Annotated in this window: 16 protein-coding genes; 4 read left to right on the top strand and 12 right to left on the bottom strand. The window is 58.0% G+C overall.

Translation table 11 applies throughout. From position 1 onward, the window contains the following. Positions 1 to 2 precede the first annotated feature (2 nt). From G8764_RS13460 to G8764_RS13415, 10 genes are all read right to left on the bottom strand, one after another. A complete protein-coding gene (locus G8764_RS13460; protein WP_207951882.1) occupies positions 3 to 833 on the bottom strand; it encodes a peptidoglycan DD-metalloendopeptidase family protein in 831 nt (276 codons plus the stop codon). A 207-nt stretch (positions 834 to 1040) separates the two neighbouring features. Next, entirely contained in the window at positions 1041 to 1982 is a 942-nt protein-coding gene (locus G8764_RS13455) for a DUF368 domain-containing protein (RefSeq protein WP_166165169.1), read from the bottom strand. A gap of 45 nt (positions 1983 to 2027) precedes the next feature. Further along, a complete protein-coding gene (locus G8764_RS13450; protein WP_166165258.1) occupies positions 2028 to 2669 on the bottom strand; it encodes a protein-L-isoaspartate(D-aspartate) O-methyltransferase in 642 nt (213 codons plus the stop codon). A 176-nt stretch (positions 2670 to 2845) separates the two neighbouring features. Continuing rightward, entirely contained in the window at positions 2846 to 3832 is a 987-nt protein-coding gene (gene truD, locus G8764_RS13445; protein ID WP_166165168.1) for a tRNA pseudouridine(13) synthase TruD, read from the bottom strand. Positions 3833 to 3847: 15 nt separating this feature from the next. Continuing rightward, a complete protein-coding gene (locus G8764_RS13440; RefSeq protein WP_243748797.1) occupies positions 3848 to 6106 on the bottom strand; it encodes a YgiQ family radical SAM protein in 2259 nt (752 codons plus the stop codon). 215 nt (positions 6107 to 6321) lie between these two features. Then, entirely contained in the window at positions 6322 to 7176 is an 855-nt protein-coding gene (locus G8764_RS13435; protein WP_207951881.1) for a hypothetical protein, read from the bottom strand. 42 nt (positions 7177 to 7218) lie between these two features. After that, a complete protein-coding gene (locus G8764_RS13430; RefSeq protein WP_166165167.1) occupies positions 7219 to 8151 on the bottom strand; it encodes a sugar kinase in 933 nt (310 codons plus the stop codon). Positions 8152 to 8355: 204 nt separating this feature from the next. Then, complete coding sequence (locus G8764_RS13425; RefSeq protein WP_166165166.1) at positions 8356 to 10614, bottom strand: polysaccharide lyase 6 family protein; 2259 nt, start codon at positions 10612 to 10614, stop codon at positions 8356 to 8358. Between the two features lie 644 nt (positions 10615 to 11258). Beyond that, positions 11259 to 12032, bottom strand: a complete 774-nt coding sequence (locus G8764_RS13420; RefSeq protein WP_166165165.1) for a FadR/GntR family transcriptional regulator — start codon at positions 12030 to 12032, stop codon at positions 11259 to 11261. A gap of 380 nt (positions 12033 to 12412) precedes the next feature. Beyond that, positions 12413 to 15271 carry a TonB-dependent receptor gene (locus G8764_RS13415; protein WP_243748796.1) on the bottom strand — a complete coding sequence of 953 codons (2859 nt, stop codon included), beginning with the start codon at positions 15269 to 15271 and terminating at the stop codon, positions 12413 to 12415. Between the two features lie 379 nt (positions 15272 to 15650). On the opposite strand from G8764_RS13415, the gene G8764_RS13410 reads away from it, so the two are divergent. From G8764_RS13410 to G8764_RS13395, 4 genes are all read left to right on the top strand, one after another. Further along, the gene (locus G8764_RS13410; protein ID WP_166165163.1) at positions 15651 to 16427 is read left to right on the top strand and encodes an SDR family NAD(P)-dependent oxidoreductase; all 777 of its coding nucleotides are present in this window, start codon (positions 15651 to 15653) and stop codon (positions 16425 to 16427) included. Positions 16428 to 16857: 430 nt separating this feature from the next. Beyond that, the gene (locus G8764_RS13405; protein ID WP_341806392.1) at positions 16858 to 18252 is read left to right on the top strand and encodes an efflux transporter outer membrane subunit; all 1395 of its coding nucleotides are present in this window, start codon (positions 16858 to 16860) and stop codon (positions 18250 to 18252) included. Positions 18253 to 18264: 12 nt separating this feature from the next. Continuing rightward, entirely contained in the window at positions 18265 to 19488 is a 1224-nt protein-coding gene (locus G8764_RS13400) for an efflux RND transporter periplasmic adaptor subunit (protein WP_166165161.1), read from the top strand. Next, complete coding sequence (locus G8764_RS13395; protein WP_166165160.1) at positions 19485 to 22616, top strand: efflux RND transporter permease subunit; 3132 nt, start codon at positions 19485 to 19487, stop codon at positions 22614 to 22616. Before G8764_RS13400 ends, G8764_RS13395 begins: the two co-directional genes overlap by 4 nt. 22 nt (positions 22617 to 22638) lie before the next feature. Here G8764_RS13395 and G8764_RS13390 read toward each other — a convergent pair whose 3' ends face one another. Together G8764_RS13390 and G8764_RS13385 are read right to left on the bottom strand one after the other, a co-directional pair. Then, on the bottom strand, positions 22639 to 22947 hold the full coding sequence (locus tag G8764_RS13390) for a carboxymuconolactone decarboxylase family protein (protein WP_166165159.1): 309 nt from the start codon (positions 22945 to 22947) through the stop codon (positions 22639 to 22641). A gap of 195 nt (positions 22948 to 23142) precedes the next feature. Further along, the gene (locus G8764_RS13385) at positions 23143 to 23958 is read right to left on the bottom strand and encodes an SDR family oxidoreductase (RefSeq protein WP_166165158.1); all 816 of its coding nucleotides are present in this window, start codon (positions 23956 to 23958) and stop codon (positions 23143 to 23145) included. Positions 23959 to 23979 lie beyond the last annotated feature (21 nt).

The raw sequence follows: 23979 nt of genomic DNA, 5'->3' as shown, positions 1-23979 counted from the left end.
AATTAGCGCCGCGGCAGATAGTTTCGAGGATCTATCGGCTTTCCTGCCCGCCGAATTTCAAAATGGAGTTTTGGTTTATCCGCTCCACTCTGACCTATCTCGGCAATCTTCTCTCCAACTTTAACAACTGTTTGCTCTTTAACCAGCAACTTGCTGTTGTGGGCATAGGCGCTCAGATAAGTCTCGTTGTGCTTGATGATGAGCAAATTGCCATAACCGCGAATTCCGTTACCGGCGTAAACCACTACTCCGGATGCCGCAGCCAGTACAGGCTCTCCCAAACGGCCCTCAATATCAATACCCTTATTTAAAGTGTTTTGTGAAGAAAACGTTGCAATCACCTTTCCTTGCGCCGGCCAGCGCCACTGCAACTCAGCGGATGGCGTCGACTTGGCGGGGGGCGGATTTTTTGACGCTGTCGTGGTTTTTGAACGCGAGGATGGTGTAACCGGGGGCTTGACCGGAGCCGGATCTACCGCTTTCTGCGGCGGCTTTTTGACGCTCGCAGCAGGGCTCTTAGCCACCGTTTTATATAAGTAAATTTTTTGACCCGGGTAAATTATATAACTTGAGGAAATACCATTCTGTTTTGCCAACTGCTTGTAGTCGACGCCATATCGCCAGGCTATTGAGAACAGGGTTTCCCCTTTAGAAACAATATGATACGAAGGTTTCTTCGCAGATTGGGTGAAGCGATCATGGACCGGCGCCCGGTTCGGCGACCCCATGCAAGACGTCAAAATAATGCCGGTCAGGCCGATAATGACGATTCTGTTCAAAATACCGAACACTCTGCAGCGGCTATTTCCTCCTCGATCGGTATCGACGCTCATTCGGAATACCTTTCCACCGCTGCTTTTCTGCTCATTGATTATGAATTTTGGGACTTAAGAATGAAAAATTATGCGAAATTTGTATAAAAAATTTCCTAGTATTTCTCCAAAATTAAGAGCTAACTTCCACTTTTCGGGGTCTTTGGAAAAGTTTAGCCCGGTTAATCCCCTATTGAAAACGTTTTGGCACCTTCTTAACAAAGCACTTTAAGTCGCGGCCCTGTGGCGATTGGCGACAATCTCAAGCAGCAACACGGCTAAAAAGCCGGCAGTACATAAGGTTATAGCGAGGTATATTTGCGACGGATTCCCTGTCATTTTGGAATAAAGAAACGGACTCACGTTCTGCTGCACCAGCGGTACCCACTCCCCATGGCGGTCCTGGATTAGCTCCAGGGTCTGCTTCCAGGGCCAGATAATGTTCAGGGAGCCGGCCAAAACGCCGGTTAAAAATGCCATGGTAGCGGACTCAAAGCCGCGCAACAGCCAACTCAACACGTGGGAAAACAGCAGCAAACCCACCAGGCAACCGAACGCGAAAGGCACCAGAACGGCCAGGTTCAGGCTCGAAATGGACTCCACCACCGTGGCGTAGAGCCCCATCATCAGCAATAAAAAGCCGCCGGAAATACCCGGCAGGATCATTGCACAGATCGCCACCATGCCCGCCAGCATAACCACCCACCAGTCGTCTGACAGCTGCGTCGGCTTGAGCACCGACACCAGCAGCGCCAGCAGCACCCCCAGCAACAGCAGCCCGAAGCGGCGCCAATTCCAGCCGTTGACCTGGCGCAACAGGTGCAGGCACGAGGCCACGATCAGGCCGAAAAACAGGGACCACACCAAAATTGGGGACTGCTCCAGCACCCGGCTAACCAGGTTTGCGAGAGAGAAGATACTGATGAGAATGCCACTCAGCACCGCCAACAGGAAGGAGCCATTGATGTGGCGCCAGGTGGCCAGCACGCCGTGCTCAAACAGGCACTGCACCGCGCGATGATCACAGCGGCGCAAGGAATCAATCAGCTCGGCGTAGATACCGGTAATCAGGGCAACGGTTCCTCCGGAGACGCCGGGTATAACATCGGCAGCCCCCATCGCCATACCCCGAAGCACGAGGCCTGCATGGCGGTTAACATCCTTTTTCATCTATTACCTCGAAACTGCGTACAGTCGTTAGAGTGTACAGTCGAACTAGCGGGTAATGCCGGAGAGCAATGGCACAAACTTTACCGGCTCCAGCACTTCGGTGCGGAAATTGGCGCTCTCGCCCTCGCGCACAATCAGGCATAAATTCTGTTGCTCCTCCCCCACCGGAATCACCAGCACGCCATCGGGAGCCAACTGTGCCAGCAGCTCTGCGGGCACTTCACGGGGGGCGGCGGTGCTGAGAATGGCGTTGAAAGGGCCGCGCTCGGGCCAGCCGAAGCCGCCATCGGCGTGTTTCAGGTCGACGTTGCGCAAGCCCAGCTGGCGCAGACGCGTCCGCGCCTTGTCCTGCAGGGGCTTGATGCGCTCAACGCTGTACACCCGGGATACCAGTTGCGCCAGGATACTGGTCTGGTAGCCGGAGCCGGTACCCACTTCCAGCACCCGCTCCAGGCTCCGGCTGTTATCCAGCAGGGCTGCGGTCATGCGGGCAACAATATAGGGCTGCGACAGGGTCTGGCCAAAACCTATGGGCAGGGCGGTATCTTCATAGGCACGATGGGCCAGTGCTTCATCGAGAAATATATGCCGGGGCGTGCCCGCCATAACGTCCAGTACCTGGCGGTTGCCGACGCCCTGCTCCAGCAATCGCTGTACTAACCGATCCCTGGTGCGCCGGGAGGTCATCCCGATGCCCTCTAAGTGCAAACTGGTCAACAGCCACCCCCGAATGGTTCCGCCACCGACACCTTGCGTGCGGCAGCCTTTCTATTATATGCGTACATTGATGTCGTGGTGAGTGCCTGGGTTGGTGAATGAATACGCGTGAACTGCCAGGGGCAACCATCGCTAATTGGCAGAAACTATAGCATATCCTCGGGCGCTGGCGTTTCCTTCAACAGGCATATTTCCCGCAAAACCGCGGTGGCGTAGCCACCCGGCAACAGGCTGAAGCTCACTTCCAGGCTGTCGGCGGAGACCGCGCTGCGGAAATCCGCCGGCAACAGCACTAGCGCACGCCGCTCCTGGGACAGGCCAACGTGCTCCAGACCATTGCACCAGTCTTGCAGGGGCGCCAGTACCGCCTGCTCCAGCGCCACCGTTTGTTCACTGCCGGCCAACCGGCCACGCCCCCAAAGTGGACCGCTGGGCCACTCATTGACCAGGGTTTCCCCCGGCAGCGCGGAGTGCCAGCTGCCCTCACCCACTCGCCGGTCGAGCACTTGGTTGAACAGCCAGGAGCGCGCCGCCGATAAAATCAAACCCCGCTTTTGCCGATTGGCGATACGGCCGCCAGCCACCAGCAGGCGCTCGGCGTCGTGCAGGTTATTGCCGTCGTGACCAAAGCGCTGGGGGCCGAAATAGTTGGGCACGCCCTGCTCGGCCACTGTGTCCAGGCGCTGCTGCAAGGCGGCGCCAGTCTCACCCTCGAGCTGGTGCAAACGAATCTGAAAATGATTGGCGCGATGGGCACCGCGACGCAGCTTTTGCCGGTGGCGTGTGGCGGCCAGGACCTGGATGCTGTCCGAACCCAGCTGCTGCCAGTCCGGCTCATCACCTTTGGGCAAGTAGACGCTGAACCACTGGCGGGTAACCGCCTGCCGATCCTTGAGGCCGGCGTAGCCCACGGCGTTGTTGTCCACCCCGGCCAGGCGCGCGATCTGGCGCGCCAGCCAGGCGGTGTTTTCACCGCGCTTCTGGATGTGCAGATAGACGTGCTCGCCCTCGCCACAGGGCTCGAAGCCCAGGTCTTCGTGCACCACGAAATCTTCCGGCGTACGGCGGAACAGCGCACTGGTCTGCGGCCGGCCAAGGGCGTAGGCCCAGTCGAGGGAAAAGGTTTTGCTCATAGAGGGAGTTCCGATCTACCTGCCGCGCCGGGTCTTTTTACCGCCGCCATTCTTATTGCCAGCGCCACTCTTATTGCCAACTCCACTACTATTGCCACCGCGGCCGCGCCGGGAAGCGGCCGCCCGACGAGCGTCACCGGCAGTGCGCCCCTGGGCGCCGATGGCAGGACTGAAGCCGCCGTAACCGCCGCGGCCGCGATCGTCAGCGGGCACCAGCTGGTTGGGGCCATCGCCGATCAGGTCCTCGCGCCGCATATCCTTGAGCGACTGGCGCAGGAAAGCCCAGTTTTTCGGGTCGTGGTAGCGCAAAAAAGCCTTCTGCAAACGCCGCTGTTCCGGCTTGCGCGGAATATACAACTTGCGCCCCTTGTAGCTGAGCTTGTGCAGCGGGTCCTGCTCGGAGTGGTACATGGCAGTCGCCAGCGACATGGGGGACGGGTAAAAGGTTTGCACCTGGTCGACCCGAAACTTGTTCTTTTTCAGCCACAGCGACAGGTTCAGCATGTCATTGTCTTCACAGCCGGGGTGCGCGGCAATAAAGTAGGGAATCAGGTACTGTTCCTTGCCCGCCTCTTTCGAGAACTTGTCGAACATGCGCTTGAAGCTGTAGTAGGTATCCATGCCCGGCTTCATCATGCGGTTGAGGGTACCCTCTTCGCTGTGCTCCGGGGCGATCTTCAAATAGCCGCCCACGTGGTGGGTGACCAGCTCCTTGACGTATTCCGGGTCGCGCACCGCCAGGTCGTAGCGCAGGCCGGAAGCGATGGCGATACGCTTGACCCCCTTGATCTGCCGCGCCTTGCGATACAGCTGGGTGGTGGGGCTGTGATCGGTGACCAGGTTTTTACAGATGGTCGGGAACACGCAGGACAGGCGCCGGCAATTGGCGTGAATGATCGGGTCCTTGCAGTTGAGGTGGTACATATTGGCGGTGGGGCCGCCGAGGTCGGAAATGGACCCGGTAAAGCCCGGCACCTTGTCGCGAATCTCTTCGATCTCCCGCAGCACCGATTCTTCCGAGCGACTCTGGATCACCCTGCCCTCGTGCTCGGTGATCGAGCAGAAGGTACAGCCGCCGAAACAGCCGCGCATAATATTGACCGAGGTCTTGATCATCTCGTAGGCGGGAATCTTGGCCTCGCCGTAGGCCGGGTGCGGCCGGCGCTGGTACGGCAGGGCAAACACCCCGTCCAGCTCCGGGGTTTCCAGCGGAATCGGCGGCGGGTTTACCCACAGTTCGCGGTTGCCGTGTTTTTGCACCAGCACCCGGGCATTGTGCGGGTTGGACTCCTGGTGCAATACCCGCGAGGCGTGGGAATAGAGCACCGCGTCCTTGCTGACTTTCTCAAACGACGGCAGCCTAATGCAGGTCTTGTCCATCTCCCAGACACTGCGCCCCTGCAGCGGCATGGGAATGATGCGCACCGCCTGCTCTTGCGGCTCCTCCTGTTCACTACTCGCCGCTCCGGATTTGCTGCAATCCTCGTTCTTGCCTTCATCGAACTCGTAGGGGTTGGTGTGGGCGTCGATGTGTTTCGGCCAGTCGATGCGGCTGGAGTCAATTTCAGTCCAGCCACCGGGCACCGCGCTGCGCATCACGGCGGTACCGCGAATGTCCAGCAAGTCGCCGATCGGCCGGCCCTGGGCCAGCTGGTGTGCCACTTCGGCAATGGCCCGCTCGGCGTTGCCGTAGAGCAGGATGTCGGCGGTGGAGTCGACCAGCACCGAGCGCCGCACCTCGTCACTCCAGTAATCGTACTGGGCAATGCGGCGCAGGCTGGCCTCGATGCCGCCCAGCACCACCGGCACATCCTTGTAGGCTTCCTTGCAGCGCTGGCTGTAAACGGTGACCGCGCGGTCGGGGCGCTTGCCCGGCTCACCCGCCGGGGTGTAGGCGTCGTCGTTGCGCACCTTCAGGTCGGCGGTATAGCGGTTGATCATGGAATCCATATTGCCGGCGGAGACACCGAAGAACAGGTTCGGCTTGCCCAGGGCCTTGAAGGCGTCGGCCGAGCGCCAGTCGGGCTGGGCGATAATCCCCACCCGGAACCCCTGGGACTCGAGGAACCGCCCCATCACCGCCATGCCAAAGCTGGGGTGATCCACATAGGCGTCGCCACAGACGATAATAATGTCGCAGCTGTCCCAGCCAAGCTCATCCATCTCCGCGCGTGACATAGGCAAAAACGGCGCCGTGCCGTAGCACTCGGCCCAGTACTTGGGGTAACCGAACAGGGGTGCGGCGGGAAGGGGTTTGGCGAGTGGGCGAGACATACGAACAATAACCTGGCAGGTAGAGCCTGCAAAACGAGCGATCAATAGCGGACTATCAATACAGAACGATCAATAATCAATAACGAGTCAGCACGGAAAAAGCACCCTGAAGGCGCTTTCCCGAGTAAATTAGTCGGCTATTATCCCAAAAAAGCGCACCGGTGGACAGTAAAAGATCGGCGGCGAGGCGCAGCGAAAGGTGCCCGGGGGCTGTGTCACCGACCCGGCGTGGTCAACTGCAGGCCCCTGGCCATATACAGGTCATCGTAGCGCAAGCCGCCGTTGCCGTAGGGGGCCTCGGCAGGGCCGGTATTGCAGTTGGTCATAAAGTAGATCAGCGGCAGTTCGCGCTGCATGCGGAAGTCAGCACCGGTGAAAACCTTTTGCTGCACGGGAAATTCATCACCGCCGCGCAGATACACATCGTAGCGCTGCCCGCCCTGGTTGCGCCTGGCGTTATTCACCACATACCAGACCTCGTACCAAGTATCCTCCTGCAGCGGCTGGGCCTCTGTGCCGGTCTGCGGATTGACGATTTTGGCATAGCCGTGCCCGCGCTTCACCATCAGCGTACCGTCATTTTTCAAGCCGTTGGACTCGAGTTTGTCGGTCACCCGCAGGCTGGGCTCGAGGGCATTGTAATCATTCTGCTCGATACCCTGCGGACGCAAATTGCTCAAGCCAAACACGTGATTGTTGGGAAAGTATTCGACGTTAAAGCGGGCATAGAAGGTGTAGGTTTCACCCACCGCCACCGGCACCGGTAAAGGGCGAAAACTGAGGGCCTTGCGATTGCCCACCACCCCTTCGGCGGCGGGCTTCTTGATAAGATAGTGATTGCCACTGCCGGCTTCGGTGCGCAGCTCGGTTACCTGAGGATTTTCCAGCCGCGGCACGGTCTCGTTGCCGGCATCGTGCAGGTGCCATTGGGCCAGCGGATCGGGCGCTTCAAAATCGTCGATCGCGACCCAGCCGGAAGCCGCTGCCTGGACCGAAGACCGGGCCAGACCCGCAGCAGTGGCGCACAGCGCCAACACCAGCATTACAATGGCGAGCTGATAGGGTTTCATTGCCGTGACCCGGCCCTCTCTCTCTACTACCGATACTACCGATCAATCCTTGGGCATGGCCGCCATGGGGATAATAGCGCCGCGGTGCTGAATGACCACTGACGCCAGCCGATGCCCATTTTTAGCCGCTACCGCCGGGGCAATGCCGCGTAAACGGGCCGCCAGGTAGCCGGCGTTAAACGAGTCACCGGCCGAGGTGGTATCTACCACTTGCACCTTGTTGGAAGGCACCAGCACCTGCTCGGCGCCGCTGATTACCCGGCAGCCGTGCTCGCCCATTTTCAGCACGATTTCACCAACTCCCCAGGACTGCAGGCGCTCGATGACCTGTTCCTGGCCGGCATCGCCAAACAGAGCCTGCTCATCCTCAATGGTGGGCAGCGCCAAATCAGTTAATTGATACATGGTTTGGTAGGCTTGCTGGGTGGCCTCTTTACTGGGCCACAGCCTGGGGCGGTAATTGCCATCAAAAATCACCTTGCCGCCGCTGGCCCGATAGGTCGCCAGCAACTTGAACAAACGCTGGCGCGAGGCAGCATTGTAGATGGCAAGGCTGATACCCGAAAGGAACACCCAGTCGTAATTTGCCAGCCTGGCAAATAATTTATTGGCCCTGTCCTCGTCCTCAAACAAGCGTCGCGCCGGAGAACTGTCACGCCAGTAATAGAAGGAACGCTCGCCCTGGTCGTCAACCTCGACCAGGTAAAGCCCCGGCACACTGCCCGGGTAAATATCGACCAGATCGCAACCCACACCCTCGCTACGCCATTGGTCCAGCAGCCAGCTGCTCATGGGGTCATCGCCCAGGGCGGTGGCGAAATCGACCGCAATTCCCTGCCGAGCCAAATAGACGGCGGAATTGAGCGTATCGCCGCCGTAAGACATTGCCATGGGTAGGCTGCTGGCGGATTTCTCACCGGGCTGCCGGGTAAGCTCCAACATACACTCACCGATGGTTACTATTGATTGCGGCATTTGAGGTTACCTTTTGTCAGAAAATAATTGTCGTTAGTAGTGGTCAGGAGAAACATATCTGCAGCAAAGAGCTACAAAAAACGGGCCAACAAATTGTATCAGAAAGCATTGACCAAAAGTGGACTGACGCGGCCTATAAATCCACTGCTTAGTCACGACCGCCAACCCCTACCCTTGTGTTGACCGTCGGGCACTTCATGGCCATTACTGCTGAGTCATGGTTATTTGGTTATCCAGGATAACGGCTGTGTTTTCCTGGCTACTGTTGAGTTCGGCCACCACCGGCGCCGGGGTCGCGGCAAAGTCATTCTTGACAATTTTGGTGATGGGCTCGCCTACCGTATGCGCCACCCTGATCGGTGCGCTGTGCTTAAAGGTATTGTTGGCGATGTTTGCCACCTGCACACCGTGCAGGTACATGGACGCCTTGTGCTGGCTCTTGCTACCCACCTTGTCGAGAGTGGAGCCAGTGAGGTAAAAATGCGGCCCAAAAGTACTTTCATCGGTACCGCCGCGGTAATAATCCACCAGTGCGCCCTGCACATCGCTGAAGCTGGAGTCAGAGATACGCAAGTACTCCGCGTTGTAGATACCGAAGTCATCGGTTTCCCGGTCCAGCTGCAGAACCACACCGCTGATGTTGCTGAAGCGAGAGTTGGCGATAGTGATATCGTCGGCCATGGTGCCCTTGGCCACACTCAGGAAATTAAAGCTTTTGTTCACGTCCAGATCAGTAATATCGCAGTTCTCGATCTTGACCTGGTAGTTGACCAGCATGGAGTAGCGACTGGTGCGGATGACAGAGTTGCCCACATTGTCTGGCGCGTCTGCTCCGGATATGGCCAGGCCGCGCAAATGCAGGCTGCCACCGTCGACGATCTCAAACAGTGTGGAGCGCTCAAACTTGATCTGCACTCCTTTACCACCACTGACCGTCAGCGGCTTGTCGATGGTCAATATTTTGCTTACCAGGTACTGGCCGGGGGCCAACTTCAGTGTGTCACCGGCTTGCGCGTCACTGACAGCCTGTTCCAGGGCGCCGGCTTGGGGCTTGACGGCGATGGTTTTGCCGGTTTCAAAGCGGATCCTTTTGTCGATCTTCGGATACCAGCTGGCGCCGGTTGCTTTTTTATCGATCGGGCTGAGATCGGCGCTAACCCCTACTCCGGCCAGGTCTTTGTCAACCGGGTAGAGCAAACCATTGGCCGCCCGGCGCAACTTGACTTTCTCACTGGCAAAGCCGGTGGCAAGCTGCGGGCCTTTGACCTGATTCAAGACATTGCCGCTAAAGCTGATGCCGCTGACGTCATCGTACAAGGTGAAGATATCCTTGCCGGTTTCGTTATACACCAGGTTGCGCTTGAACTGGCTATTAACCGGTGTTGCGGTGCGCTCAGCATCGCTGCCGGCCGCCAGTTGAATATGATCACTGTTGATCCAGCTGTTGTTCTCGATAACCGCATCTTCTACCTGGTGGTAGCGATTGATGGGCGAATTGGGCACTCCGTTCATCACCACCAGGGCACCACCAAAGCGATAGCCGGTCAGCCCTTCGAGGTAGTTATTGCGAATGGTCTGGCGCTTGTTGATGACCCGAATACCGCCGGTGTGATCGACGTTATTACCAAAGAAGACGTTATTTTCCACCACATTACCGTTGCCGTGGCGCAGGGTCAGGGTGCCCCTGGACTCGTAAAAGACGTTGCCGCGGAAGGTATTGCTGCCGGACTTGTTGGAAATGATCTCCACCTCGCCGTCACAGCGATCAAAATAGTTGTTCTCTACCAGGGTGAAGGAATCCGACAGGGAATAATGGCTGGTACCAATGCGCAGGGTCTCACCACCATTGGAGCCCAACATAGGCCGCGGGCCAAAATAGTTGTGATCGATACGGTGATGGTTTTCCAGGCTGTCCTCGGAGTCCAGCCGCACCGCCATGGTGACACCCTTGTTGCGCTTGCCCTCGAGATGATTGTGATCAAAGCGGTTGTGCTTGCCGTAGAGGGCAACCCAGTAGTCTGTCTCAAACCGCTCCGGGTTATTAAAGTTGTCGATGACGGTATTGGTCACTCGGGAGTGGTTGGCCAGCTCGCTTTTACTTTTACGGAAAGAAATAACCGAGTCGGTAGGAGTGTAGCCGTTCTTGAACAGCAACCCGGATACCACCAGGTACTCACCGGCGAGACGCAGGTTGGACTTGCCGCTGATCTGCACCTTGCCCGGCTCTTGTGCCGTCAGGGTTATAGGCTGCTCGGCCGTGCCCTGCCCCTGGAACACCATCTCAAAATCCTGCCAGGTGCCATTGGCCATTACCACGGTATCACCGGGCTGCAGTTTTTTTACCGCTTGCTTGAATTCCTGCTGGTTGGATACCAGGGTTTCACGGGCGCTGGCAACCGTACTGACCAACAACAGGGAAACCGCGGTGGCGATAACAAGGGAAATGATTTTATTAGCTGACATCCTATCCTCTCGGGGCTGCGACAGATGCTGGAAAACACCTCTGCTCAGATTTTCAATCGCTATTCCGGTGCCTGGATACTGCCGCTGACCGGAACCTGCATTAGCTGGGCAAAGATGGCTGTTTTATATTTGTACTATTAATTAATCGAACTTTTCGTTGGGCTTTTCTTCGGACTTTTCACTGGTCATTGGGCTTTCGGGTAACCCTGCGCCGGCCGCGCTATTTATTACTGTATATAAACCAGCGCCGACATCAGCGGATGCCCAACACAGCTTTGCTGCGAAAGCCAAGCCGCATCTTAAGTACGTAATACATATTTGTCAAGCCAATTTGCGATAGCAGTGTCAGGACTTGCGAACCATTAAGAGCAGTTTTGGTAATACACCGCTGTAATATTTAGCAGCGGTTTATAATAGCGATTTGGAATTACCCACAAGTAAGTCGAGCTTGCCGCCTAGCCTGTGCTGCAGCGAAACCGAAAAGTACGCCGGCAAGAGAAAAGAGAAAGTGCTCCTGGCACTGGCACATAGAGCCTCACTGCCATACGGGCGTGAGACCATTGTACTGTCTATTTATAATCTGGTTACTGTCTGCTGTATTGGCAATTGCGTTGACTACGCATCACCTGTTGAACCGCTCGAAACTACTTGGCTGCACTTCTGGCCGCACTGCTACTTTCCAGCCGGTTGACGGAAAATCGCTCGCGGGCTTCTGAGAGCTTGCGTCGTACCTCTGCAACGGCCTCCTCTTCAGTGGCGTGGTGCAGGGCATCCAGGGTGCGGCTAAAATGGCGGCGCATGGCAACGCGCGCCCCGTGAGCATCCCGCTTGGCCAAGGCATTGTAGATTGCCCGGTGCTCATCGCAACGCAACTGAACGTCCTTCAGACAGACCGCCTGATGCGCCATCCTGATGTGCCGGATACCCTCCTGGGCCGTCCAGAGGTTTTCAATGATGGATTGCAGGGTCTGGTTTTGGGTGGCCTTGGCAATGATCGCGTGAAATTGGCGATCGGCGTCGTCATCGCCGAGGTCATCCACGGCATTCTCCTGCTCCATCGCCTCCAGCGCCTGCTCAAGCTCCTCTAACTGCTCGTCAGTGATCATGGTTGCCGCCAGCGCTGCTGCCTCGCCCTCGACCAGCACCCGAGTTTCCATTAACTCAAAGGGAGCAATGCCGCCACTGACCATGGGCGGCACCTTGGTTTCCGTAATATACATGCCCGAACCGGACTTGACTCCAATTCGCTCCATGACCTCCAGCGCAATGACGGCCTCGCGGATCGTCGGGCGACTGACACCAAAACGCTCGGCCAGCTCCCGTTCCGGGGGTAAGCGACTGCCCACCGGGTATTCGCCGGAGTCGATAAGCTCCAACATCTGATCCACTACTTGCCGATATAAGCGTTCTCCACCCATATTAAATCCACCTGTTTATTGCAGAACTACCGAATGCAGAGCCAGTTACTACTATTTATTATTGCGGCCCATAGTTATTGCGGCCCATAGTTATTGCGGCCCAAACTGTTACTGCAGCGGCGCTTTTGCCTCCCATGCCATTCGCCCAACTAAGTGACCCGGTTAGAATCGACCCCTTGGCACACATAAAACCCTGTGTTTCACGCAAGTGTACCATAATCGGTTTTTTTGGTCATACACTATGTCAGCCAAATTTTTCAGTTTGTCAGGCAAATACGAAGAATCCCTATCGACCTGACAGCAAAACCTTATTTCCTGAAACACAGGGCTGGCGACCAACCACTTCTGGCCAGCCGCCAACCCCGCCAGGTCACCGAACGCTAGATCTTGACCCGCACACCAAACCAGTACTTGGCGCCGTAATCATTGACTTCACGAACGTTGCCCTGCACCGGCATATCGGAGTAACGCGGCTCATCGAAGATGTTCAAGGCTTCGAAGCGCAGCGATACATTGTCGTTGATCGCGTAGCTGGCGCGCAGGTCCACGGTTTCGCTGGCTCTGATATAGCGCAACTGGGGTGTGCCGGATACGAAGGCCTGGTAGTAATCATCGCGGTACTTATAGATGATACCTGCATCAAAGTCGCCGATCTGGTAGTAGATCTGCCCGGAAAAGACGTTCTCGGAGAGACCGAAAATGTCCGCCGACGGCAAGAATCCAGCTTCAACCGCGCCCGTAGTTGGGTTGATAGTATCGCCATAGCTGCCATCGTGTGACTCGAAGTCTGACATCGCGTAGTTGTAGCTCAGCTTGGCGCCAAGGCCATCAAACGGTTGCGGCAGGTACGAGAAACGATGGGTCATGGTCAACTCAAACCCGGTCAGGTTACTGGCCTCATCGGAGTTTTTGGTTTGCGCCACCGGCGTTGACACAGAAACGCCATCGATAACGAAGGTTTCGATATTGGTCACCGGGATAAACCCGCCCTGGAAGCGCTTGTAATACAAAGCTGTACCCAACATGGTGTCGGCGTCCAGGTAGTATTCCAGCGACAGATCGAAGTTCCACGACGGCAGCGTGGTCAAGCCCGGGCTACCGTCAGCGGTGACATCGGCAATCGCGTCTTCAACGGTGGCATAGGAAGGACTGCTGTTATCCAGGTTGAAAGTGCGGCCGGCGCCAAGGGCACTGGGATCAGGCCTGGAAATCGCGCGGAATATGGCGCCGCGCAGCAGCAGGTCTTCTCGCAGCTCAAATATGGCGTTGATGCTTGGCAGGATATCGAAGGAGTCCGAGTCGAACTTAACCCCCGTGTACTCGCCAGTCGGCACCAGGGTGATGCTCGCATCCGGGTTGGTAATTACCTGCAGCTCACTGCGCAAGCCGCGGGACTGGGCCTCGCGGTCGACAATGCGCACGCCAAAATTACCAAACATAGGGATATCCCCCAGCGTGGTTTCAAAGTCGGCCATGACGTAGGCGGCCCAGGTCTGCTCCTCGACGTCATTGTTGGCGGGGCTGCGCACGTCAGCGTTGGGGCCCGGGTCTTCAGTGCCCAGGTATTCCCGGAACAGGCAGATGGGGTCGAAGGTGGCCCAGGAGCTGATGGTGTTGCCGGAGATACCATCGAGGAAGTCATCCTGCGGGAAGTCACGGCGACAAGCGAGGTTCACCGCTGCATCCACGGCGCGATCATTCTGGGTGATTTCCACCCGGTCGTCATAGTCGGTGTAGGTCAGTTCGGAATAGCGAATACCCGAAGACAGCTTGGTGATGGCACCGGAGTCAAAGGTGAGCTGGCCATCGAAGCGTAGCGCCATGATCTCATTCTCGCGCACCTGCTCGTCGCGCCGCAGCCTGGCGTCATCGCTGAACAGCGCGTGATCATTCAGGTCAAACAGCGGGTTTACGGTAAAGGAAGGAATACCGCCGTTGCGGGCGTCGTAGCTGTAGCTCACGCGCTGGTTGTTGTTCGCAGTCGGGTTGCCGAAGATATCCAGGTTGTCAGAGCGCAACCGGGTCTGGCGATCGATTTCGCTGCGGTAGGTTTCCGACCAGGCGGCATCCACCGCCAGCTTGAGTCGCTCGGTAGCCTGCCAGGCCACATTGAGGCCACCGCCCTTGTATTCTTCGGTGCGAATGCGGAAGGTATTGGTCGATTCAATCGAGCTGCTGCCGTCATAGGCTAACAGGGCGCCGTTATCGCCAATGACCTGGTTGGTGATGCCGCGCTGGGCCTCGGAAAAGTTGAGGTCGCTGCGGTCTTCCTCGAAGCTTCGATCCGAGTATTGGACATCCAGGTTAACTTCCACCGTGTCCGATGGGCGCCACTGGAAGGCGGTAAAAATCGCTTCACGCTCATCGCTTTCGCTGATTTGGCGGAAGGTTCTGCTGTTGGGCACCAGGTAAAAGGGGGTGCCGGCCACGCCCTGGGCGCGACTGATGGAGGGGCAGTTGCCGCTCAGTACCGGGGCTGCTGTGGCATTACACGCGGTCCAGGTGGTACTGCTGGAATAAACTTCTTCGGGGTTGGTGACGTCGTTGCGCTGAACGCCGATAGAGAGTCCAAACTCGCCGAAATCACCGAAATCAAATTGATCAACGTAGCTGACCGTGCCGCGCCAGCCGGGACCGTTATCGTCTTCCAGGCGCTCTTGATAGGGGTTGTAGTTGAGCTTGCCTTCGACTTGCAGGCGGCTCTTGCCGTAATCCAGGGGCTTCAGGGTCTCCATGGCCACCAGGCCGGCCACCGCGCCCTCTACCAGGTCGGCTTGCTGGGTTTTGTAGATCTTGACGGTGTTGATGACTTCGGACGGGAACTGGTTGAAGTTCACCGAGCGGTCACCGCTGCCGTTGGAAGCCTCGCGGCCGTTAAATGTGGCGCCGCCCAAAAACGGGCCCAAACCGCGAATGGCGATTTCAGAGGCACCGCCCTTTTCCCGGTGGGTCGCCGCGCCGGTGACGGTTTCGATGGCTTCACCGATAGACAGGGCGGGCAATTCGCCAATCTGGTCCGCCGATATGGCATCGACAATGGTCATTGATTCGCGCTTTACCTCGATGGAGCTCTGAATGGTGGCGCGAGTCCCCGTCACCGTGACTTCTTCCACAACCGGCGATTGGGCCAACGTGAAGCAAGGGTACAGAGCAAAAGAAAAGCCCGTAGACAGGGCCAGCGCCAGTTTGCTCCGCCTGTATAAAACGCTGGGGTGACGCGGATTGAAATGTTTAAACATGATGCATTCTCCAGAGAGAGGGGTTATTGGACTTTTTATAACTGCTAACTATTGGGCCAGCAGCCTTTAAAGCTATTAGTTTTATACCTGCCAAGCCGTATGGAATTTTTAAACCTTAATGGGTTTAGCGTCCCTCTGGACTCATTGGGTGCGCATTTGTAACACTCTTTCAACCACCCGGCCAATACTTTTTATATGACCAAAACAGGCTACCAATATTACATTTGATTATTAACGACTGGTAATACCAATTTTGCAAAAAAGCGCTATACTAGCCCCCAACATGTCTGACAAAATTTTCCGCCGCAACGGGCCAACTAAATGATATGTTATGGCATATAACTGAAACACACGGCAGCAAGCTAATTCAGGGGTTCTTATGTTCAACGACTTAAAAGACAAGCGTGTATTGATTACCGGCTCCACCGCGGGCATCGGCCTGGCAGCAGCAAAAGCCTTCGCGGCGGCGGGCGCCAAAGTGGGCATCAATGGCAATTCCAGTGGTGAAAAAGCGGACAAGGCCCTGAAAGAAGTGACCGCCGCAGGTTCTGAGGCGGCCTTTTTCCAGGCCAACCTGACCAAAACAGCTGAATGTGAGCGCCTGGTCAACGAATTCGTCAGCCGCTTTGGTGGCATCGATGTATTGATCAACAATGCCGGTGGCCTCGGTGGGCGCGCCGGGCTGGAAAAGATTGACGATGAATTCTACGACCGGGTCATGGACCTGAATGCCCGCTCGGCCCTGATGGTGACCCGCTTCGCACTGCCCCACCTGCGTAATTCTGCCGCGGCCAGCGGCCAGACCGCAGCTGTGATCAGCACCGGCTCTATTGCCGGGCGCGAGGGTGGCGGTATGGGCGCCGGGATTTACGCCGCGTCCAAAGCCTGGTTGCACAATCTGCAGCGCAACTGGGTCAAAGAATTCAGCAGCGCCAATATCCGCTTCAACATTGTCTCGCCGGGCACGATCGACACCGCCTTCCACGATGACAAGAGCGATGAATTGAAAGAAAAAATTGCCGCCAGTATTCCGATGGGGCGTTTCGGGCGGGAAGAAGAGCTGGCGCCCTCCTACCTGTTTTTGGCCTCGCACGCAGCCAGCGGTTATATCACCGGCCAAATTCTCGACGTCAACGGTGGCCAGATGGCGCCCTGAGCGGCGATTCTTGCAGGTGCCGCCGCTGGCGGCACCTGCAAGTCCCCGGGTCCTGCTGCAGCCCTGTCCTTTGTAGCCTTGTCCTTTGTAGCACTGTCCTTGCCGATAATCTCCAATGACAGACCAAGTTGCTTTCCAGCCCCCCTATTACCTTTGCTGCGGCCCTTATTGCCTTTCCTGCGACCCCGATTAGCTTTCCTGCTACTCCACCCTAAAACATGGCCAGGAAGTCTGATTGCCCCAGGCACACGTATAGCACTTGGTAAAAGCGACGAAACAGCACTGCCTTGACACAACTCTGCGACATTTATCCGGTAAAATTATCCATCAGGCAGCGATTGCGCCCTGGAGGGACACAGCAACGAAAACACGTTAATCTTGTCGCCACTTAACATAACCCTCTTCAATCAACTGTCGAAACGGATACCTTGTGACAGCACACTTTTTAAGGAAAAAATTCGGAATTTGCGCCGGCGCCCTGCTGCTGGCAGCTTGTCAATCTGTGCCTCTGTCCGACTCGGTCAGCGAACCGGTCAAGGCGGCCGCCCCTTTCGGCCTGCTCGATCCCGACTCCTCTGCCTCACCTGAACGGGCCGGGGCGCAGTGGCTTAACCGGTTCAACGACCCGCTGCTGCGCGACTGGGTCGACCGAGCCATCAACGATAACTTCAGCCTCGCCGAAGCCCGCTACCGGGTCGAAGCGGCCCGCCAGCAGCGTCGCGCCAGCGGTGCCAGCCTGTGGCCGAGCCTCGATCTGGGCAGCACCGCCGAACGCCGCAAGACTGCGGACAGCGCGCGCACCAGCGAGTACAGCGCCAGTGCCAGTCTCGCCTGGGAGCTGGATCTGTGGGGCAAGCTGTACGACGGCTTCAAAGCTGATGACCTGCGCCTTCAGGCCGAGCAGGCGTCTCTCGAAGCCGCGCGGGTTTCCCTTGCCGGCCAGGTGGCCAAGGCCTGGTACCAGCTGGTGGCCAGTCAGCAGCTCAGCTCGCTGTTCGAACAGCGGGTCAGTAACCTGCAGACCAACCTCGATATTATCAGCAGCGGCTATCGCCAGGGGATCAACAACGCATTGGACGTCTACCTGGCGCGCAGCGACCTGGCCAGCGAGCAGAGCAATCTCAGTGCCCAGCAAGAACAAACCCGTGAAGCCACTCGCCAGCTGCAACTGCTGCTGGGTGAATACCCGTCCGGCCAATTGCCGCAACTGGAGCCTGGCAGCTTGAGTTTGCCGAGTTTGCCGGCCCTCAGTACAGCGACCTTTGTCACCGACAGTGTGCGCCAGCGCTACGACCTGCAGGCCAGCTTTCTGGCCCTGGCCGCCGCCGACCGGGAGCTGGCTGCGGCCCACAAGGCCCGCTTCCCGTCGCTGACCATCAGGGGCAGCGCCGGCGACAGCAGCGACGACTTTAGCCAACTGTTTGATGGCGGCGCGCTGGCCTGGAATCTGCTCGCCGGCCTCACCCAACCCCTGTTTGCCGGCGGTGAGTTACAGGCCCGGGAGCGCCAGCGCCTGGCCGAGCTGCGACAGCTCGAACAGCGCTACCTGCAAGCCCTGCAGACCGCTTTTGCAGAAATCGAGCAGGCGCTGACCAACGACGGCGCCCTGGGCGCCCGGCTGCAGCAATTGATCGCCGCCAAAACCGACGCCGAGGCGGCCGAGGCCCTGGCCTTTGAACAATATCGCCAGGGGCTGGTCAGTTATACCGCGGTGCTGGAGGCACAGCGCCGGGCCTTCAATGCCCAGAGCAGCGTCATCAACCTGCGCAACCAGCTGCTGCAAAACCAGATCAATATGTACCTCGCCCTCGGGGCGGATTATTAAAGATGACTATTCATGCACGCCAATAGACCCAAACTCATTACCGCCGCCGTCATTCTCGGCGTCTTCCTGCTGCTGGCCTGGTGGATAAGCAATAACAGGCCGCAACCTGAGCGCCAGCGCGAGTTTGCCAAGCCGTTATTGCAAGTGGAGAGCCAGGTAATCAGTGCCACCCCCTACCAGTTCCGCCTGAGCAGTTTTGGCACGGTGCAACCGCGCACCCAGACCTTGCTGGTAGCGCAAGTCAGCGGCCAGATCATCGAGGTCAACCCGGCCTTCCGCGACGGCGGCTTTTTCAGTGCCGGCGATGTCCTGATCCGCATCGACGACCGCGACTACCGCAGCGCGGTAAAAGTGGCCAGGGCCAACGTTTTGCAGGCCCAACTGGCGCTGGAGGAAGAGAAGGCCAAGGCGCTGCAGGCGGAACGAGACTGGATCCGGCTCGGTGACGGCGCCGAGGCGCCGGCACTGGTGTTGCGCAAACCGCAGCTGGCGGCCGCCGAAGCGCAACTGATGTCCGCCCAGGCCAACCTGGAAAAAGCCGAGCTCGATCTGGAACGCACGCACATTCGCGCGCCCTACGACGGCCGCATCCTCGCCACCAAAGTCGATCTCGGCCAGTACGTCAACAGCAACAACGCACTGGCCGAAGTGTTTGCCACCGACGTGGTCGAGATTCGCCTGCCGCTGAAAAACAGCGACCTGGAATTTATCGACCTGCCGGAAAATTACCGCGGCAAGCCGGTGGACCCCAGCCACTACCCGGCGGTGACCATCACCAGTAACCTGGGCACGCCGCAGCAGTGGTCCGGGCGCATTGTACGCACCGAAGCGGCACTGGATAGCAGCAGCCACCAGTTGTACGTGGTGGCCCAAATCCAGGACCCCTTCGCCATACACCACAGCGACAAGCTGCCCCTGAAAATCGGTCAGTACGTGACCGCAGAAATCCAGGGCAAGCGTCTGCAGCAGGCCCTGGTGATTCCCACCAAGAGTCTCTACCAGGGCAGCTATGTCTACGCCGTTGACAGCGACAACCTGCTGCGTCGCCGGGACGTTAGCGTCGCCTTCCAGACCCCCACGGAAACCATCATCAGCACCGGTCTCGACAGCGGCACCGAAGTGGTGATCTCACCCCTGGGGCAAGTGGCCAGCGGCACTCGGGTCAATGCCAGCAATGAGCACACGGCCCATACCCGCAACGGCAACGACCAGCCGCCCAGGAGAAAGGCACCGTGATTGCCTGGTTTGCCCGCAACGATGTCGCCGCCAATTTGCTGATGGCGCTGCTGCTGTTTCTCGGACTCTACTCCCTGCAAACCCGCATTCCACTGGAGGTCTTCCCCACCTTTGGCTCCGACATCATTCGGGTATCGGTGTCGCTGCGCGGCTCGACCCCGGAGGAAGTGGAGCAATCGGTATCGATTCGCATCGAGGAGGCAGTGCAGGACCTGGAGGGCATCAAAAAAATCAGCAGCCGCTCTTCGGAAGGCAGCAGCAATGTCACCATCGAGGTGGACACCGGCTACGACCCGCGGGAGCTGCTCAACGACGTCAAGGCCCGGGTCGACGCCATCAACACCTTCCCCGGGGAGGCGGAAAAGCCGGTGATCAGCCTGGCGGTGCGCACCCGCGAAGTGATCGCGGTATCGATCTCCGGCGACTTTACTGAAAAGGAAATACGCCAGCAGGCCGAGCGGGTGCGCGACGACCTGCTCAGCATCGAGGGCATTACCCAGGTGGGGCTGGACGATGTGCGCGACTATGAAATCTCGATCGAAGTGTCCCAGGACCAGCTGCGCCAGTACAACCTGCGCCTCAGCGATGTGGCCAACGCCATCAGTGCAAGCTCCCTCGACCTCTCCGCCGGCAATGTAAAAACCAGCGGCGGCGAAGTGCTGATTCGGCTCAAGGGCCAGGCCTACGAACGGCCTGAATTTGAAAACATTGTGGTGCGCACCAATCGCGACGGCAGCATAGTGCGGGTCGGTGACCTGGCCCAGGTGCGGGATGCCTTTACCGAAGACCCGGTGCAATCCCGCTTTAACGGTCGCAACGCGGCCATGATCGAGGTCTATCGGGTCGGTCAACAAAGCGCCATCGACGTCGCCACCAAGGTCAAGAACTACATCGCCAAGCAGCAGCCCCTGTTGCCGACGGGTATGGCGCTGGAAACCTGGCGCGACATGTCGCTGGTGGTGGAAGCGCGCCTCAACACCCTGATCAGCAATGCCATCCAGGGCGGCATACTGGTGATCCTGCTATTGACCCTGTTTTTGCGGCCTTCGGTAGCGCTGTGGGTATTTATCGGAATCCCGGTGAGCTTTATGGGGGCGTTCACCATAATGCCGCTGTTCGGCGTGTCGTTGAATTTGATCAGCCTGTTTGGTTTTATCCTGGTGCTCGGCATCGTGGTGGACGACGCCATTGTCACCGGTGAAAACGTCTACCGTCACTTGCAGACCAACCCCAACAGCGAGCTGGCTGCCATCCAGGGCACCCAGGAAGTGGCAGGGCCAGTCACCTTCGGGGTGCTGACCACGGTGGCGGCGTTTATTCCCATGCTTATGATCGAGGGCCAGCGCGGCATCATGTTCGCTAATATGGCCGTGGTCATCATACCGATCCTGCTGTTCTCGCTGATCGAATCGAAACTGGTATTGCCCGCCCACCTGAAGCACATCAAGATGCGCGACGCGACCAAACCAGGTCGCCTGTCCCGCTGGCAGCACAGTGTGGCCGACGGTTTCGAGGCCTTTATTCTCAAGTATTATCGCCCGGCGTTAAATTTTTGCCTGGCCAATCGCCACGCCACCATTGCCACCTTCCTCGGTATTTTCCTGGTGATACTGGCACTGATCACCAGCGGCTGGACCCGCTTCGTATTTTTCCCGCGGATTCCCGCGGAAAATATCAGCGTCACCCTGACCATGCCGGTGGGTACACCGTTTGATGTCACCGACCGTCATATCGAACACATCACCCGCCAGGCCATGCAATTGCAACAGCAATACGCCGACCCGGAGACTGGCGCGTCGGTGATTCAGCACATTTACTCCACCACCGGCAGTGGGGGTCGCGGCAGCCGAGGCAGCAATTACGGCCGGGTCAACTTTCAAATAACATCCCCCAACGAGCGCTCCCAGCCGATCACCAACGCCGAACTGGTGAGCCAGTGGCGGCGCCTGATTGGCACCATTCCCGGGGCTGAAGAAATATCTTTCCGCGCTGAAATCATGCACGCGGGCAACCCGATTGATATCCAGCTGAGCGGCAATAATGGCGACGCCCTGCGCGAGGTGGCAGACCAACTGAAAGTACAACTGGCGACCCATTCCGGGGTCTTTGATATCACCGACAGCATGAGCGACGGCAAAGAAGAGCTGCGCATTAAATTAAAGCCGGAGGCCTACGCCCTCGGGCTGACGGAAGCCATTGTCGTGCGGCAGATACGGGAGGCTTTCTACGGCTACGAAGCCCAGCGCATCCAGCGCGGTCGCGACGACGTGCGCGTAATGGTGCGCTACCCGTTGGCGGAACGGGAAGCCATCGCCAACCTGCAGGACTTCCACCTGCGCACCAGCGACGGTCGCAGCATCCCCGTGGCCCAGGTGGTGGAGCTTATCCCCGGCGAGAGCCCCACCGCCATCTATCGCAACGACCTCAAGCGCACCCTCAATGTCATTGCCGATATCGACAAGGAAGTGGTCAATATGACCGTGGTCAATGCCAGCATCAGTGAATACCTGGACAGCTTGCTGGCCCAATACCCCGGCATGTCCTACACCCTTGAAGGGGAGGCCCGGGAACAGGCGGAATCCTTTGGCAGCCTGTTCTACGGTTTGATCTTCGTCCTGTTCGCCATTTACAGCCTGCTGGCCATTCCTTTTAAATCCTACAGCCAGCCGTTGATCGTGATGTCGATTATTCCCTTCGGCACCATCGGCGCATTTCTGGGCCACTGGATTATGGGCATGCCACTGACCCTGTTCAGCGTGCTGGGTATGCTGGCCCTGGTGGGCGTGGTGGTCAACGACAGCCTGGTGCTGGTGGACTTTGTTAACAAGCAGCGTCGCCTGCACCACAAGAGCGTGCTGGAGGCTATCCAGACCGCCGGCGTGGTGCGCTTCCGGCCGGTGATGCTGACCTCCCTGACCACCTTTTTCGGCTTGCTGCCGCTGCTGTTTGAACAGAGCACCCAGGCCCAGTTCCTGATCCCCATGGCGGTGTCACTGGCGTTCGGCATTCTCTTTGCCACCCTGGTGACCCTGCTGCTGGTACCGGTAAACTACCTGGTGGCGTGGGAACTGAAACAGTGGTTCTACGGCCGCAAGGCGGAGCTAAAGGTGAGCGCCCAGGGTTCTTAACCCTCACCTTTAACCCTCACCTTTAGCCCTGGTCTTTAACCCAGCTCAACGCCGCCATCACCGCCGGAAAGCCGATGGTGCTGGTCAATAGTATGATCGTGTGCTCGATTTGCTCGTCGCTCGCACCGCTCTGGCGAGCGCGTTTGGCGTGGCTGTGCACGGCGCCCTCGGAGCGAATCGCCACCGCCGCCGCCAATTGCACCAGTTGGGCAGTCAGTTCGTCCAGCGGGCCACTGGCTTTGAGTGCCTGGCCCAGCGCTTCGACAGCGTCAATATAGTCCGGGTGTTGTTGCTTGATGGTCTGGTAATGCTGTGGAATTCGACTGCTCATCGGCGTTTACTCCTGTTATTGTTAGCGTCTACTGTTAGCGTCGGCGTGCCGGCTTGGCCGAGGAGCCAAACCAGCCTTGCAAGCATACACTGGACACACTAGACCTAAATCCCGGCGCTGTGAACCGCTAACGTGCAAACAGACGTCTGTGCCCGATTACCTCTCGATTTCTTGCATTACAATAAACATCGGAACCTAGGCCCCCAGGCTGCTCAGCAACGGGTCGTCCCAGGCGCCGGTCATCGAGGCTATAACATGGCCGTGATCCACCAGCAGGGTTTGGCCATTAATTCCGTAGGACATACTGCTGCCCAGAAACGCCAGGGCATTGCCCATCTGTTCCGGTGTGTGTGCTTCGACCCCGGCGGCGGCGCGGAAATCGGTACCAAAGCCCAACCAGACATCGGCGTTGGCCCGCGCCAGCGGGGTGTCGGTGGGCCCCGGCAGAATGGCATTGATGCGCACTCCCCGCTTCAGGTAGCCGAGTGCTTCACGGGCCACATAACCGTTCCAGGCCTGCTTGCTGAAACCGTAGCTGTCGGTACCTTCGTGGGCGCTGATCCAGCTTGTGGCGCTGTCCCAGTCGCGGCAGTCGAGGAACTCGAATACCTGCTGCTGGTTCTGCATCCACGGCAGACCGGCGACCGATGAAATTCCCACAATAGCACCGCCCCGCCCCAGCTTGCCGCTGGCAAGCAATTGATCGAGCAGGTAGCGCTGGCCAATAAAGTTGATCAGCATAATACCCGGGAATCCGTCGGCGACACCGGCACAACAAAACACCGTGTCGATACGCTGGGGTAATTCAGCCACCGCGCGGTCAATGGCCTCCGCGCTGCGCAGATCCAATTTGATGGACGCCGCAACCGGATAGGTGACCTCCGCCACATCCATCACGTAGATACTCGCTCCCAGGCCAGCGACTATCTTTGCCGCCGCCGCTCCCATACCCGTAGCGCCACCGATGATGGCGACATTCTTACCTTCGTAACCCAAAATATTATTGTTCATCCTGTTTTTCTCTAGTTAGTT

Origin of the sequence: Pseudomaricurvus alcaniphilus, assembly GCF_011440395.1 — a bacterium.
GTDB lineage: Bacteria > Pseudomonadota > Gammaproteobacteria > Pseudomonadales > Cellvibrionaceae > Pseudomaricurvus > Pseudomaricurvus alcaniphilus.
The sequence above is the reverse complement of the archived record's forward strand: the minus strand, read 5'-3'. Positions and strand labels throughout refer to the sequence as shown.